The 14,429-nt window shown below is 57.1% G+C and carries 11 protein-coding genes and 1 pseudogene; 7 read left to right on the top strand and 5 right to left on the bottom strand.

Features of this window, described 5'->3' with window-relative positions; genetic code table 11:
* Positions 1-194 (bottom strand): annotated as a pseudogene (locus CRI93_RS10775) (SDR family NAD(P)-dependent oxidoreductase); the annotation flags it as partial.
* 144 nt (positions 195-338) lie between these two features.
* Between CRI93_RS10775 and CRI93_RS10770 the strand changes: the two are divergent.
* Entirely contained in the window at positions 339-968 is a 630-nt protein-coding gene (locus tag CRI93_RS10770; RefSeq protein WP_141491670.1) for a hypothetical protein, read from the top strand.
* 23 nt (positions 969-991) lie between these two features.
* Here the strand turns inward: CRI93_RS10770 and CRI93_RS10765 are convergent, their stop codons facing one another.
* From CRI93_RS10765 to metH, 4 genes are all read right to left on the bottom strand, one after another.
* Positions 992-1,582: a Crp/Fnr family transcriptional regulator gene (locus CRI93_RS10765; RefSeq protein ID WP_098062643.1), complete on the bottom strand. Its 591-nt coding sequence runs from the start codon at positions 1,580-1,582 to the stop codon at positions 992-994.
* A gap of 99 nt (positions 1,583-1,681) precedes the next feature.
* Positions 1,682-2,545 (bottom strand): SDR family oxidoreductase, encoded by an 864-nt coding sequence (locus tag CRI93_RS10760; protein ID WP_098062642.1) that lies wholly within the window; start codon positions 2,543-2,545, stop codon positions 1,682-1,684.
* 316 nt (positions 2,546-2,861) lie between these two features.
* Positions 2,862-3,107: an AbrB/MazE/SpoVT family DNA-binding domain-containing protein gene (locus tag CRI93_RS10755; RefSeq protein WP_098062641.1), complete on the bottom strand. Its 246-nt coding sequence runs from the start codon at positions 3,105-3,107 to the stop codon at positions 2,862-2,864.
* A gap of 91 nt (positions 3,108-3,198) precedes the next feature.
* Positions 3,199-6,960 (bottom strand): methionine synthase, encoded by a 3,762-nt coding sequence (gene metH / locus CRI93_RS10750; protein ID WP_098062640.1) that lies wholly within the window; start codon positions 6,958-6,960, stop codon positions 3,199-3,201.
* Positions 6,961-7,211: 251 nt separating this feature from the next.
* On the opposite strand from metH, the gene CRI93_RS10745 reads away from it, so the two are divergent.
* From CRI93_RS10745 to CRI93_RS10720, 6 genes are all read left to right on the top strand, one after another.
* A complete protein-coding gene (locus CRI93_RS10745; protein WP_098062639.1) occupies positions 7,212-8,564 on the top strand; it encodes an NAD(P)-dependent oxidoreductase in 1,353 nt (450 codons plus the stop codon).
* Between the two features lie 833 nt (positions 8,565-9,397).
* Positions 9,398-10,363, top strand: a complete 966-nt coding sequence (locus CRI93_RS10740; RefSeq protein ID WP_176521830.1) for a sensor histidine kinase — start codon at positions 9,398-9,400, stop codon at positions 10,361-10,363.
* Positions 10,364-10,428: 65 nt separating this feature from the next.
* Positions 10,429-11,064, top strand: a complete 636-nt coding sequence (locus tag CRI93_RS10735; RefSeq protein ID WP_098062637.1) for a response regulator transcription factor — start codon at positions 10,429-10,431, stop codon at positions 11,062-11,064.
* A 562-nt stretch (positions 11,065-11,626) separates the two neighbouring features.
* Positions 11,627-12,355 carry a hypothetical protein gene (locus CRI93_RS10730; protein ID WP_098062636.1) on the top strand — a complete coding sequence of 243 codons (729 nt, stop codon included), beginning with the start codon at positions 11,627-11,629 and terminating at the stop codon, positions 12,353-12,355.
* A gap of 121 nt (positions 12,356-12,476) precedes the next feature.
* Positions 12,477-13,766 carry a GAF domain-containing sensor histidine kinase gene (locus tag CRI93_RS10725; RefSeq protein WP_176521829.1) on the top strand — a complete coding sequence of 430 codons (1,290 nt, stop codon included), beginning with the start codon at positions 12,477-12,479 and terminating at the stop codon, positions 13,764-13,766.
* A 96-nt stretch (positions 13,767-13,862) separates the two neighbouring features.
* Entirely contained in the window at positions 13,863-14,333 is a 471-nt protein-coding gene (locus tag CRI93_RS10720) for a cupin domain-containing protein (protein WP_098062634.1), read from the top strand.
* Positions 14,334-14,429 lie beyond the last annotated feature (96 nt).

Here is a 14,429-nt window from a genome sequence, read left to right as displayed (position 1 = left end):
GGCTCGTAGCGGATGTCGCGACTCCAGGCTTCGGAGAGCACATCCGCGGCTTCGTGGTAGGTGAGCGCCTCGGGGCCGGTGATCGTGTAGGCGGCTCCGGCATGGCCGTCTTCGGTGAGCGCTGCCACTGAAACGGCGGCAATGTCCCGTGCATCCACAAAACCCGTGGCGGCATTACCTGCGGGCAAGCGCATCGTACCGTCGGACTCAATTAGGCCGCGCCGCGCTGATGTTTTGCGCAGTTGCAATCACTTCTTGATCCGGATCAATGACATCCAGATGCTGCCGTGCTACTCTGGAGGATGACGCGTACTCTTAACAAATGCACGGCACAAGCTATGCGAAGTCTACTCCGTTTCAGTATCTGCACCTGCTTTCTGATTGTAACTGTCATTTCAACAGCAACAGCCCAGCGTGGCGCTGCTTCTGATAAAACTGAACAGATGGGGGCGTCGCTCACAAGTGGGAGTTTGGCCCTCAAGGCTGGTTTATCGCAACCCCTGCTGCTTAGCGGAGCAAACATTGCTGCCTCATACAAGACCGATCGGTGGGTGGTTGAGTACTCGCACGGGATGTGGCTGAGCTATGATCGCGTCGGGCGAACAGATGCTGAACGCGCCCAGGACCTTGACTTGGACAGTCCATGGACAACGGGCTTCGGCCTTGGCTATCGTCTCCCGTGGCGGTTCGATCTCCGCGTTGAGTTCAAGGCTCATCGCTACCGCGTAACGCCGCCCGGAAGCGCATCATTTGCGTACACCACCTTTTCGATAGGACCAGCTCTCAATTATCATCAGCCGGTCTATAACGGTCTTGGTTTTGACCTCACCGTTCGCTTTTGGCCCAACGTGACCACTACGATCAAAGACGATCAACAGGCATTCGTTGACTCCGAGGGGAACCAGCAAGTGCACAACGCCCATGACCTCGGCGTATTTCCCAATGTTTCGCTAACTTACACGTTCTGATCCCACCTGCTCAGGGAGGATGCTCAACGTGCAATTCGACTCCGAATACGGCTCAGCGCCTCTGGAGTAATTCCAATATACGAGGCAATCAAATAGAGTGGAACGCGCTGAATTACATGAGGACTCCGTTGAAGAAGCCGACGATACCGCTCCTCAGCTGAATACGTTTGCATTTCCACAGCACGTGATTGAGCGCCTTCAAAAAGACGCTCCGCCATTGCCAAGCGAATGTGCTTGAAGGCCGGATTCCCGTCGACCAGCGTCTTGAACTGCTGCTGTGTGAGCATCAGCACGTCGCTGTCTTCGAGCGCAACCACGTTCTTTGCCGCAGGACGGGCCTCGAAGAAGCTCTGCAGGTCGCCTGCAATGTCCCCTTCAAAGTCAAAGCCCGTGACGTTCTTATGCCCGTCTCGGAGGGTGAAATACACGAATGCTCCCTGACGAATATAAGCAACGCGGCGACACGCTTGGCCCTCGTTGACGAGCGGTTCACCTGCAGACAGGCGAGCCGGAGTTACGCCGCGCTCAACAGCTGCCCATTCGTCCTCGGATAGGGAAGGGACAAGATCGGTCAGTACTGTTCTGAACCCCTCGAACCTGGTGGATGATGACATTATCAACTTCAACAACTGTTTGGCAAGTTGACATGGCGGCGTACCGGGCGTTCACAACTGCTGCAGCTCTCCCTGTGCAAAACGTCCTGCGCTACACCGCTACCATGCACCGGCGGTGTCGGCGGCGAACTGGTGGAACGAGCGCGGCGGCTGGCCGGTGACCTGCTTCACATCAGGGGAGACAGCGGCGGCCTGCCCGGCCCGCACGCCCTGAAACAGCCCCACGAGCATCTCGGCGTAGTCGGCGTCGAGTCCGGCGCTGGTGAAGAGATCGAGGGCGATTTCGTCACTCACCGGCTCGTAGCGGATGTCGCGACTCCAGGCTTCGGAGAGCACATCCGCGGCTTCGTGGTAGGTGAGCGCCTCGGGGCCGGTGATCGTGTAGGCGGCTCCGGCATGGCCGTCTTCGGTGAGCGCTGCCACTGAAACGGCGGCAATATCCCGCGCATCCACAAAGCTCGTGGCGGCACTACCTGCAGGCAGACGCATCATGCCACTGGACTCGATCATGCCGCGCCAGTACGTCAGGAAGTTCTGCATGAACCAGCCGGGTCGCACGATGGTGGCGGCCACGTTGAGCTCTTGCAGGTGCAGTTCGGCCTGACGCAGCGGCACCTCGGGCGGGGCGTGCTCCACACCCATCGCGGTCATGAGGACGACCTGTTCAACGCCGGCTTCAGCCACGGCATCCAGAAACGGAACGAGGTGATCGTACGCCTGCATATCGGGCGGAGCAAGCATAAAGACCCGGGCCACGCCGTCCAGAGCGGGCGCGTAGGTCGAGGCGTCGGTATACTCGAACGCGGTAGCGTGGACGTGCGAACTGGGCGCGTCGTACGCGTCGGGGCGTCGCGTGGCGGCACGCACGGGCTGCTCCTGTGCGGCCAACTGCTGCGTGACAGCGCTTCCGACGGTTCCGGTCGCGCCAATGACGAGGGTGGAAGGAGGCTGGCTGGTAGCCATATCGCTTCAGTGGGTCTTGTCGGTGTATTTGGGGGATGCAGAGGCGTGATGTATTTGCTTCAATCTAATGCATTCCAAGCATCAAGACTACTTGCATCTTGGTGAGCGTCCTAACAATGTCTTCCTTTCTCACGTCGTATGCGCCACGCAGCACTCAGACAAGCCCACAGAGCACTATGACCGTGACGTACCCTGGCTGCTCCCGTGTGCACTGCGATTCCATCAATGCTTTAGCAGCATGATACTGATCGGGATTGTCACGCGTTAGGTATCGGACAATCACATTTGTGTCCAGACCAATCATTTTGTTTTGTCCTCACAGGCTGTCAGAGCAAGCGCGCCTTCTAATCGCATCGTTCATCGCATCAACGGATACTGCCTCATCGCCTGAGTGGTCGAGAAAACCATCCAGTTCTTTGAGGTCAGTTTCAGCGTGGCGCAGCAGAACGCGATCCCCATCGACCACGAACTCGACTTGGTCGCCCGGTTGCAGGTCGAGCGCTTCACGAATAGATGGAGGAATAGTCGCGTACCCTTCACGCGTCAGGGTGGATGTAGGCATAGCGGTTTATCATGGAGCGTCATTACAACGTGCTACTCCTTATAATCAGGCGTGGCGTTACACAGTTTCTTTCTGTTCGCCCGCTCTGAACTTACACTGCCACCGCTTCCGGCTCCTCCTCATATTCCGCCGGATCGTACGCCAGGCGGTCAGCGAGCCACTGCTCAACCTCAGCCACGGCCATGTTTTTGCGGGAGGCGTAGTCTTCGATCTGGTCGCGCTGGAACATGCCTACGTTATAGTAGCTGGCGTCGGGATGCGCAAAGTAGACCCCGCACACTGAGGCCCCCGGATACATCGCCAGGTTCTCGGTAAGAGAGATTTCGGTGTGCTTCTCCACGCCCATCAGATCCCAGATGAGCGGCTTCTCGGTATGGTCGGGACACGCTGGGTAGCCGGGGGCCGGACGAATCCCGCGGTATTGCTCGCGCACAAGGTCTTTGTTGGACAGGTCTTCGTCGGGTGCGTAGCCCCAGTAATCTTTGCGCACTTGCTGGTGCAGGTACTCCGCAAATGCCTCCGCCAGCCGGTCGGCCAGCGCCTGCGCCATAATCACGTTGTAGTCGTCTTCCGCCGCCTTAAAGTCCTCAATGACACGCTCCAGACCCAGCCCCGATGTTACGGCAAATGCGCCGATGTAGTCATTGATGCCGCTGTCCTTCGGTGCCACGTAGTCAGACAGGGCGCGGTTGGGCAGATCGCCGCGCTTTTCGGTTTGCTGGCGCAGCGCATGCAGCACGGTGGCCACTTCGGTGCGTGTGTCGTCGGTGTACACTTCGATGTCGTCACCCACGCGGTTAGCGGCGTACAGCCCGATGATGCCGTTGCATGTGAGGCTCCGGCGCTGCGATAGGCGGTCGAGCATCGCATTTGCATCCTCGTAAAGCTGACGCGCCTCCTGGCCCTTCTCCTCATCCTCGAAGATGCGCGGATACTTGCCGCTGAGGTCCCACGCAATAAAGAACGGCGTCCAGTCGATGTAGTCGCGGAGTGTGTCGATGGGCACCTTCGGAAGAACGGTGGTGCCGAGTTTATTCGGTTTAGTGATGGGCACCTCATCCCAGTTGCTCGTAAAGCGGTTGGCGCGCGCTTCTTCGATCGAAAGGAACGTCTTGCGGCGTCCGCCGGAGCGGTGGCGTTCGCGGAGTTTGTCGTAGCGCTCCTCGACCTCACGCAGGAACGCGTCGCGCAGGTCTTCAGCCACGAGGTTGCCCGTTACGTTCACGCTACGCGAGGCATCCAGCACATGCACAACCGGACCGCTGTAGTGCTCGGCAATCTTGACCGCGGTGTGGATTTCGGAGGTGGTGGCGCCACCGATGAGGAGCGGAATGTCGAATCCCTCCCGCTCCATCTCTTCGGCCACATGAACCATCTCGTCGAGCGACGGCGTGATGAGTCCGCTCAGTCCAATAATGTCCACATCGTGCTCGCGGGCCTGCTGAAGGATTTCCTGGGCCGGAACCATCACGCCCAAATCCACCACATCGTAGCCGTTGCACTGCAGCACCACCCCCACAATGTTTTTGCCGATGTCATGCACATCGCCCTTTACCGTAGCCAGGAGCACCTTCGGATTGTCGGTGTCTTCGCGCGGAGCTTCTCCAGCGGCTTCACGGCGGGCGTCTTCTGCCGCCTGTTCTTCCTCGATATACGGACGCAGGTGGGCTACGGCCTTCTTCATGACGCGCGCGCTCTTCACGACCTGCGGCAAGAACATCTTGCCATCGCCAAACAGATCGCCGACCACGTCCATGCCGTCCATGAGCGGGCCCTCGATCACATCGAGCGATTCGTCATATTTCTGGCGTGCCTCCTCTGCATCGTCTACGATATGATCAAGAATGCCCTTCACGAGCGCGTGCTCAATGCGCTGTTCAACCGGCTCCTCGCGCCACTCAGCGGTCTGTTCCTCCTGTTCGGTATCGTCTTCTTGTGCGGCGATTTCTTCCGCCAAGTCCACCAGGCGCTCGGTGGCATCGTCGCGGCGATTGAAGAGCACGTCTTCGATGTGCTCGCGCAGGGTGTCGTCGATCTGGTCGTACACCTCGATCTGCCCCGCATTGACAATCGCCATGTCCATCCCGCGCTTGATGGCGTGGTACAGAAAGATGGTGTGCATGGCCTCGCGCACGCGGTTGTTGCCGCGAAACGAAAAGCTAATGTTGGAGAGTCCGCCACTGACTTTGGCGTGCGGCAGGTTCTCCTTGATCCACTTGGTGGCTTTCAGGAAGTCGATGCCGTAGGTGGCGTGCTCCTCAATGCCGGTGGCAATCGCGAAGATGTTGGGATCGAAAATAATGTCTTGCGGGGGGAAGCCCACCTCATCCACCAGCAGGTTGTAGGCGCGCTCACAGATCTCGATCTTGCGCTCGTAGGTGTCAGCCTGGCCGTCTTCGTCGAAGGCCATCACAATGACCGCAGCGCCGTAGCGACGGCAGAGGCGCGCGTGCTCCAGGAACTCGTCCTCGCCCTCCTTCATCGAGATGGAGTTCACAACCGGCTTGCCCTGCACACAACGCAGCCCATTTTCAAGTACCTCCCACTTCGAGGAGTCGATGACAATCGGCACGCGGGCGATGTCGGGCTCGGCAGCCACCAGTTGCAGGAACCGTTTCATGGCGGCGGGGCCGTCGATCATGCCCTCGTCCATGTTCACGTCGACCATCTGCGCGCCGTTTTCGACCTGCTGGCGCGCCACGTTGAGCGCGGTTTCGTAGTCGTCGTCTTTGATGAGGCGCTTGAAACGGCGCGAGCCCATCACGTTGGTACGCTCGCCGATGTTCACAAAGTTGAGGTCCTCGCGGAAGACCAGCGGTTCGAGTCCGCTCAGGCGCAGCGTGGTCGAGGGCTCTGGGCGTTTGCGCGGCTCGTGCTGGGCAGCCACCTTCACAAACTGCTCAATGTGGTCGGGCGTGGTGCCGCAGCAGCCGCCCACGATGTTGAGCCAGCCCTCATCCAAGTAGCTGTCGAGCTGCTCGGCCATGAAGTCGGGCGTTTCGTCGTATCCGCCAAACTCGTTGGGCAGGCCCGCATTCGGATAGAGGCTCGTGAACGTTTCAGCGGCATTGGCCAGCTCCTCGATAAACGGGCGCATCTGCTTGGAGCCCAGCGCGCAGTTGAGGCCCACGCTCAAAAGCTGCGGCTGGTGCATGACCGACGTGTAGAAGGCTTCGGGCGTTTGGCCCGAGAGCGTGCGCCCGCTCATATCGGTAATCGTGCCCGAAATCATGACCGGCCACTGCGCATCCCGCTCGTCAAACAGCCGCTGGATGGCGTAGAGCGCCGCTTTACAGTTGAGCGTGTCGAAGACGGTTTCCACAAGCAGGATGTCGGCCCCGCCGTCCACGAGCCCGCGCGCCTGTTCGTGATAGGCTTCTTGCAGCGCATCGAACGTGATAGCGCGGTAGCCGGGGTCGTTGACATCGGGAGAGACGGAGAGCGTCTTGTTGGTCGGCCCCATGGCTCCGGCTACGAAGCGCGGCTTCTCGGAGGTGGATGCCTCGTCGGCTGCCTCGCGAGCCAGGCGGGCGCTGGCTACGTTCAGCTCGTACGCGAGATGCTCCAGCGCATAATCCTCCTGCGCCACGGTCGTCGCGCTGAACGTATTCGTCTCGATGATGTCGCTGCCCGCTGCCAGATACTGCCGGTGGATATCTTTAATGATGTCGGGGCGCGTAAGCGACAAGAGGTCGTTGTTGCCCTTCAGGTCGGCGTCAACGTCGGCCACCTGCTCGTTCCGGAAATCCTCTTCGGAGAGGTCGTGGCGCTGAATCATAGTGCCCATCGCGCCATCCATCACCAAGATACGCCGGGTGAGCAGATCGCGGAGGGTATCGAACGTCGTTGCCATAAGAAGCCAAAGCGTACATGAACAGAGGGGGCGTCAGCGTAGCCTACCTGTGCGCCACCGCGTATGTTGCGGGGATTCGCACCGGAACCGCTTCCATGAAATACTTCACAACATCGGAAAATATATTTGGGGGGATGCGGACCTTTCTGCCCCATGCTACGCATTGAATCGGTGGTTATGGCTGGATGTCTCGTCCACCCTTGGCCTCCGTACGTTTCGATTTTTCTGATTTGACTGCCTGCTGCCCGCCCATGCAAGAGTCGCCTACGTTGGTTCGCCCACGCTTCCTGAACGACCGCTTCCAGAACGCAATCATCCTGGAGCATCCCGACCCTTCGCTCGACGATTACCTGCGTGAACAGGGCATCACGCCCGAGCGCGTACCCCACGAAGAAACGTCGGATGTTGACGCGGTCATCGAGCGGCTTAAAGACGGGCAGCATGACCTGCTCTACAAACGCAGCAAGTTCCCGGTGACCGAGGAGGTGCTTGTAGCCTCTCCCAACCTGGCGGCTATCATGCTCTGCTGCATCGGCGACGATACGGTGGATAAGGAAGCCTGCGCCGAAGCCGGGGTGCTTGTTATGAACGACCCTGTAAGCAACGGACGCTCGGTCGTGGAGATGGTGTTCGGCGAGATGATCGGCATCGCGCGCCGCATCTTTACCGCCAACGAAGCCGGACGCCAGCACCTGTGGACAAAGTCGAGCACGCGCCGCTACGAATTACTCGGCAAAACCCTCTCGATTATTGGGCTGGGCAACATCGGCAAGCAGGTGGCGAAGCTCGCCGATCGGTTTGGGATGGACATCTGCTTCTACGACGCCTCGGAGGTGGCCCGCGAAGTGGGCGAAACGCTGGGGTGGACGGCCTGCAACAGCATTGACGAGGCCTTTGCCGCCGCCGACTTCGTGACGCTGCATGTGTCGGCTGAAGACCCACGGGGGCGCTCCAACCAAGGGCTCATCACGTACAACCACTTCAAGAAACTGGCGTCCGAGCGCGGCGAGAACAGTCCGCGCGGATTCATCAACGCAGCACGCGGCTTCCTATACGACCCCGACGATCTGAAGCGAGCCGTATCAGAAGGCCATGTGCGCGCTGCGGCCATCGATGTGTTTCCGGAAGAGCCAGGCAGCAGCAATGAGGACTGGCTGAACCCGTATGCCGATATCGGGGAGGTCGTGACCACGCCGCACATCGGCGCTGCTACGCAGGAGGCGCAGCCGCGCATTGCCTCGCGCATTGCCACCACCACGCGCATGTTCAACGAGCACGCCACGGTGCGCGACACGGTGTTTGCTCCAAAGGAAACCATTGGCGCGCGCGTCGAAACGCCGTACTGGGCGCTCTCGGTGGTGCACAGCGATGTGCGCGGCACCAAGAAGGCGATCGACGACTCGGTGTACGAAGCCGGTGCCAGCAACCTCAACTCGAATCACTGCGACTTCCCCGAATACGGCATTGCCTACGACGTAAACGCGCTCAACGAGCCGCTATCCGATGCCCAACTCGACGACCTGGTGGAGCGCGCCGTTGACCTCTCGGGCGACCCGCACGCGATTCGGTCCATCCGCCAGTTCAAGGTGAACGGGTCGCACTAAGAATCTGTTTGGGGGTTGGTTTGCAGGCGAGCGCGAGTCTCGCAAGGTGCGGGAAATAGCCGCATCTGTAGTAGCACCACATTGCTGTTCAACGACACGCGAACCAACGACAGCCGACCGAAGTGCACAGATGTTTTTTTGAGATCGTTTTTGGCAGTGTGTGCTGTGGGTAAGCACGCGAATTCATCGAGCGCAGCATCGGCATGGGTCTGGCCCTGTCTCAATCTCTTCATTCCAAAAAGGCACCACGCATCCAGAACATTGCGCATCACCTTTACACTACTTCGGAGCTCAAGCGCATGAACTCCGCGAACCCATGTGCTCCAGTGCCAATATAGGGATTGAGCTGCGTCTTTGATATCTTGTGTTGCATCTTCTGTTGTCCACCGCGCGTATCGGTCTTCCCATGTTTCTCTAATCCAACACGACCGTGGATTGAGTCTCCGGGAGGACTACGTACTACACCATTACCCTTTTCACTCTTTTGCTTTTTACCACACTGACGATGTCGCGTACGCTCAGACAAAACCTTCGCAATGACTTGTCCTCCTTGTTGCATCTCTCCGAACTCTAACCCTCCCTTCATATGCCGGTGGGGTAGCGTTGCATTTCACCTTGCTGCATGTTGTCTGATAGTGGCGGGTATCTTCTTTCCAAACTGGGCTAATGCCACTTCCCAAAACGCTCCGTCATCTCCCCCCTCTCCCGAAGACATCCGCATCCTCAGCGAGGGGCACACCTATAGCGGAACGACAGATCAGATCTACCACTTTCAGGTGCGCTCCGATAGTACAGTCATGCTTAGCGCTGGACGTTCGGGGGAGACTTCAATCATGATACCTGTCTCTCTCTTTGAATTGGTTAACGAACGTATTAACGTTCGTCTTTTTGAATCTCAAATGACCCCAAGTCAGCTCAATGTAGGTCTGGAAGACCGCGCCCTGCACTTGAGTCTGATCCAGCGCTACGATCTGCTTCTTTTAGGAGGCATAGGCACCAGCTTTATGCTGCTCGTTGGACTGTCAACTTGGTTAGGCGTGCGTTTGCGCAGAAGTCGACACGATCAGCAGGCCCTACGCATGCGCTATCAGGCGCTGCAAGAAGGCGAAGAACGAGAGCGCCGCCGACTGGCCCGCGAAATCCATGATGGCCCGGTGCAGGCACTGCACGGTTTACATCTGCAGGTGGTTGGAATGTCTATGTCTCAGCAGACCCGGACAACAGCGCAGGGGGATGGAGAAAGCCGCCCCCCAGCCGATACATCTTCTATCTTGAGCACCGATCTTATGGACGTAGCCCGTGAGCTGCGTGCTATCAGCGAAGGGCTTCATCCGGCCAGCCTTGAACGGTTTGGACTTGTCGCAGCGTTGGACTCTCACGCACAGCGACTCCTGGATCTGTCGGGGTCGTCTCAACAGAAGGAGACTCCATCCATACATGTAGAGGGGCCTGAAGACTTGTTTGACGTATCCGATACGAAGCGCCTGGCGTTGTATCGCATGGGACAAGAAGCGGTCACAAATGCGATTCATCATGCCAATGCAACCTCGATTGATGTACGAGCCTGGAAAAAAGGTCAAACTGTTTGCTTGATCATTTCGGATGACGGCTGTGGTTTTGATACAGATAGTCATGTCGCTTCCCAATCGAACGCTGCGTCAGACTCCAACGGGCTCGGACTCATTGGACTCAAAGAGCGTGCTACGATGATCGGGGCCTCTGTAACTGTCGACAGCACCCGTGGGGTAGGCACTACGGTATCTATCCGCATTGATAATCAAAATGCAAAAACGGGGTAGTATTTACATTATACTGGACTCAAACCAACGACCTTTGCTTACACTGCTTCAACCTATAGGGGCTCATGCCTTCCATTCGTGTTGTTGTTGCCGATGACCATGCCGTTGTGCGTCGGGGCCTCAAAACCATTCTTGAAGCTCCAGACGAAAACGCGGATGCTACACTTCCCATTTCTGTGGTTGGCGAAGCGGAGACCGGAGAGGAAGCTCTCCTACGAGTAGATGACTTAACACCTGATGTTCTTCTCTTAGACGTAGAAATGCCCAATGGCGATGGCGTTGAGGTTGCGCGGACCCTGGGCACCATGAAGAGCAAAACTGCTGTCCTCGCCCTCTCCTCGCACGAGGATCCGGTGTACGTGCAGGGGCTATTGCAAGCCGGCGCCTCTGGCTATTTGACCAAGGAGCAGGCTCCCTACCTCATCCGAGAGGCCGTGCGTGCTGTAGCCGATGGCCAGAAGCGGTGGTTTGTCTCTGTTACTCCTGATGCCAATCCGCTTGACCAATTTACAGAGCGCGAGCGCACCTTACTCGGTCTTCTGGTAGACGGATGCTCAACGTCAGAGATTGCAGATGCCATGCATGTGACTCCAGCAACAATTCGCAAGTATGCATCAACGTTGTATGACAAGATAGACGTATCAAATGGCCGCGCCGCCATTGCCTGGGCATGGAAACAGGGCGTAGCTGACCGCCTGTAAGCCACTCCTTTACGATTCAGAGCCCTCCTAAAGACAGGCTCTGAGCAGTGCCTCCATCTCTATCTACTAATCCGTACCGCTGTCAGCATTGCAGTCCTGATGCGAACTGTCATTGGATTCATTGGACCGGTTTTTGGTAGCCGTTAGATCGCAAGTGATGCCTCCCAAGCCGTCATCCCGGACAAGGCGCTCTTCGCGCCGCTGATCCGGGATCTATTCGTCTCGCTGATAACGCCAATCACTTCAGGATTAGCGACTACCCGGTTTTTCAGTGTTTTGTCCTTATGTAGACTGAGATTGTCTACACTTGTACCCTCAAGAAGGGAACAAGTGTGTATAGTATCAGGGCCGCGGGCACTCTACATTTGTAGCACTTGAAACATCGAAGCGGACGCACTTTGCTCGTCTGCTTGCTGTTTCTCTCCATCGTGCTTACAAACAACACGGCTTAATCATGGCAGACACGCAACCCTGTACCGCGACTTCGTTGTCGTATTGCCCCTTCTCGTACTCTTTTTTCAGTGTACTGCTTGCCGCCGCACTCCTTCTGGGAGCCTGCGATATGCCGACTGACCTGAACCGTGCGGATACGCAAGACGCCCAACAACTGGAGTCTCCTCTTCAAAATGCAACAAGCTCTTTTGGATGGCAGGGGCTGAGCTTCCTGCTTGAGTCAGGCACCGCCATTTCCAGCACCCAACAACTGAGCATCACAGCGCAAGATGACAAGCATGCCCAGTTTCAGATTTTTCCTGACTCCGACGATCAGATCGATCTTGTTTTTTCGCTGGATGCTATTGAGCGCGGCGACCCCTTCACGATTGAAGTGATTGGGCAAACCGAGCAGGGCAAACCGGTTGTGTTGAGTGAGATCATCCACCGCCCTTCGTCCAACCAGGGATATGTTGACCTTTCGCACGTTGCACCGCATGGGCAGCCCGATGCGATTACGTGCCGGACAGGTGCCACCGAGCCACAGCCCATTGATGCAATTGCATCGTTGAGTAACGAACCTACCCTGCTCGGCACCCTTGACGACTGGCCCTCGTCGTTTCACTACATCCGCCGTGGCGACGCTGTCCTTATTGAGTGGGACTACGAGCGCTCGATGGAAAACACCACGCCCCAAACGGCCAACTTTGCACTCAACTCGCAAATCACAACATCGGGGAAGAGCCAGACGCAAGAATGCTCGCACATTGGAGCACAGCTGTCTGGGGTCGCGTCAACCACCACGTTGCATTCTATCAACATGGTTGTTGAAGAGGGATTGACCATAGCTGCTCCTTGAGCAAACAAAGACGAGGGGGACACTGGGTTGATGTCCCATTTCTGGGGGCTTCCGCAACAATCTGCGGAAGCCCTTCTCGTGATTGCTTCTCGTGATGATTGTACCAGGTGCCGTACCCCTTATGCTTAAGCTCAGCGCGTCCCTCATGTCTATAAACCGCCTTAAAGCCGTGCGGCGTTATCAGATCCTTGGAACTCCCCCTGAGGAAGCTTTTGACCGTATTACTCGGCTTGCATCCGACATTTTCGACACACCTGTTGCCTTGCTCAACATAGCCACTGGACGGCGCTCGCTCTGGTGCAAGTCGGCAACGGGATGGGATTGTGCGGGTACGCATATTCAGACGCCCCCCTGCGAGTATGCCATGAACCAGCATGACTTGACTGTGGTCGAAGACATAGCGACAGACGAACGATTTGCATCGTGCTCGCTCGCAGCTACCGCACCCAACGTCCGCTTCTATGCTGGAGCGCCTCTTCATACCCCTGATGGGGTCTGCATCGGAACCCTTTGCGTACTGGCTCCCAATCCTCGTTCATTCTCAGACACCGATGCCGATCGGTTACACCTCTTGGCTGATCTTGCTGTCGATCTTCTTGAGAAACGTTCCCCTCTTGATAACACTCATTCAGCCTCCCTTAAGAACCGCTCCGAGAGCAGTTCTCTCTTACCGCCTCACAGCTTGAAAGAGCAAGCACATAAGTTTACAAGATTGAAGGAGTCTGTGCTCACAAACATGAGCCACGAAGTACGAACCCCGCTCACTGCAATGATCGGGTTTGCTGAAATCCTAACCGAGGAACTGGACAGTCCTCTGGCTGAACATGCCGCAGTCATTTACCGATGTGGAAAGCGCTTGCATCGTACGCTCGACTCTATGATGCAGCTTTCTAAGCTGGAAGGAGGCGTTTATACGTTAAATAGACGTCATGTTGATCTGTGCAAGGTAGTGCACAATGTTGTTGAATCGATGAACGAAAGCGCCCACGCTCAAGACATCCATGTTGCCATAGAAACCCCTTCGGCTCCGGTATGCGCCTATGCTGATGCAGAAGCGGTCTCGCGCGTCGTCACGAACATACTCGACAACGCAATCAAGTTTACACCAAACAGCGGGCGTGTATGGGTGCGCGTGCATACGAAGGGGTTTAGCGGTGCCTGTATCGAGGTTGAAGATACAGGGGTGGGGATCTCAGAGAGCGCCATTTCAACGGTGTTCGCGGCCTTCAAACAAGAATCGGAGGGGATTTCCCGCATGTATGAAGGCATAGGACTTGGTTTAACTATTGTCAGAGGTCTCGTTGAGATGATGAAAGGAGTTGTTCGTATCGAAAGCCAAAAAGGAGTGGGTACCCATGTTGCCGTTCACCTGCCCACCGCCCCACATAACACCGGTCAGTCGATGTCCTAACGGCACCGGACCGTACGGTAGGTAATAGCCCAAACCAAAATGGGCACTGCAAGCGTATATACGCAGTCCGTTTTCCCTTAATACGCCGCTGCTTCTATGCCTCGCTCCCGCGAACCACTTACCGATAACGAAAAGCAACAGGTCGACGCCCTGGTGCAGGAGCACCTCACGCCCAAGGTACATCCACTGGGCCAGTCCCCACGCACCGTATCGCGTTACGACAAGCGCAAAGCTATGTACGGGGGCACCGGCGTGGTGTACCTGCTTCAGCTCTTCCGCCCGGACGAACTCGTCAACAATCGCATCGCCGCATACATGGTGTTGCCTACCGATTCCGACAGCGTGGGCTTTCACAGTCATGGCGACCGCAACGAAGAGGAGTTGTATGTGGTGATGCAAGGAACTGGTATCTACCTCGAAAAAGACAATCCAGATAGCGAGCCGCGCAGCATCGACATTGGGCCCGGAAGCGTGACCAGCGTGAAAGGCGAGGCGCTGCATGCGGTGCAAAATACCGGCGACGAGCCGCTCATCGTGTTTGTCATTACGACAAATGCGCCTGCATAGGAATCTGTGATTCGGGGGATATCTGCATGTCACGCAGCACAACCCGATGGGCATTGGGAGCAACACTCCGTGCTGATTCTGAATGGATTCTGGAGC

Source organism: Longimonas halophila (genome assembly GCF_002554705.1).
In the GTDB taxonomy this organism is placed as follows: domain Bacteria; phylum Bacteroidota; class Rhodothermia; order Rhodothermales; family Salinibacteraceae; genus Longimonas; species Longimonas halophila.
The sequence above is the reverse complement of the archived record's forward strand: the minus strand, read 5'-3'. Positions and strand labels throughout refer to the sequence as shown.

Coding starts and splice junctions, on each gene's coding strand:
- CRI93_RS10770 (WP_141491670.1), top strand. CDS start 339: ATGCGAAGTCTACTCCGTTTCAGTATCTGCACCTGCTTTCTGATTGTA.
- CRI93_RS10740 (WP_176521830.1), top strand. CDS start 9,398: ATGATACCTGTCTCTCTCTTTGAATTGGTTAACGAACGTATTAACGTT.
- CRI93_RS10735 (WP_098062637.1), top strand. CDS start 10,429: ATGCCTTCCATTCGTGTTGTTGTTGCCGATGACCATGCCGTTGTGCGT.
- CRI93_RS10765 (WP_098062643.1), bottom strand. CDS start 1,582: ATGTCATCATCCACCAGGTTCGAGGGGTTCAGAACAGTACTGACCGAT.
- CRI93_RS10745 (WP_098062639.1), top strand. CDS start 7,212: ATGCAAGAGTCGCCTACGTTGGTTCGCCCACGCTTCCTGAACGACCGC.
- metH (WP_098062640.1), bottom strand. CDS start 6,960: ATGGCAACGACGTTCGATACCCTCCGCGATCTGCTCACCCGGCGTATC.
- CRI93_RS10725 (WP_176521829.1), top strand. CDS start 12,477: ATGCTTAAGCTCAGCGCGTCCCTCATGTCTATAAACCGCCTTAAAGCC.
- CRI93_RS10755 (WP_098062641.1), bottom strand. CDS start 3,107: ATGCCTACATCCACCCTGACGCGTGAAGGGTACGCGACTATTCCTCCA.
- CRI93_RS10730 (WP_098062636.1), top strand. CDS start 11,627: ATGCCGACTGACCTGAACCGTGCGGATACGCAAGACGCCCAACAACTG.
- CRI93_RS10760 (WP_098062642.1), bottom strand. CDS start 2,545: ATGGCTACCAGCCAGCCTCCTTCCACCCTCGTCATTGGCGCGACCGGA.
- CRI93_RS10720 (WP_098062634.1), top strand. CDS start 13,863: ATGCCTCGCTCCCGCGAACCACTTACCGATAACGAAAAGCAACAGGTC.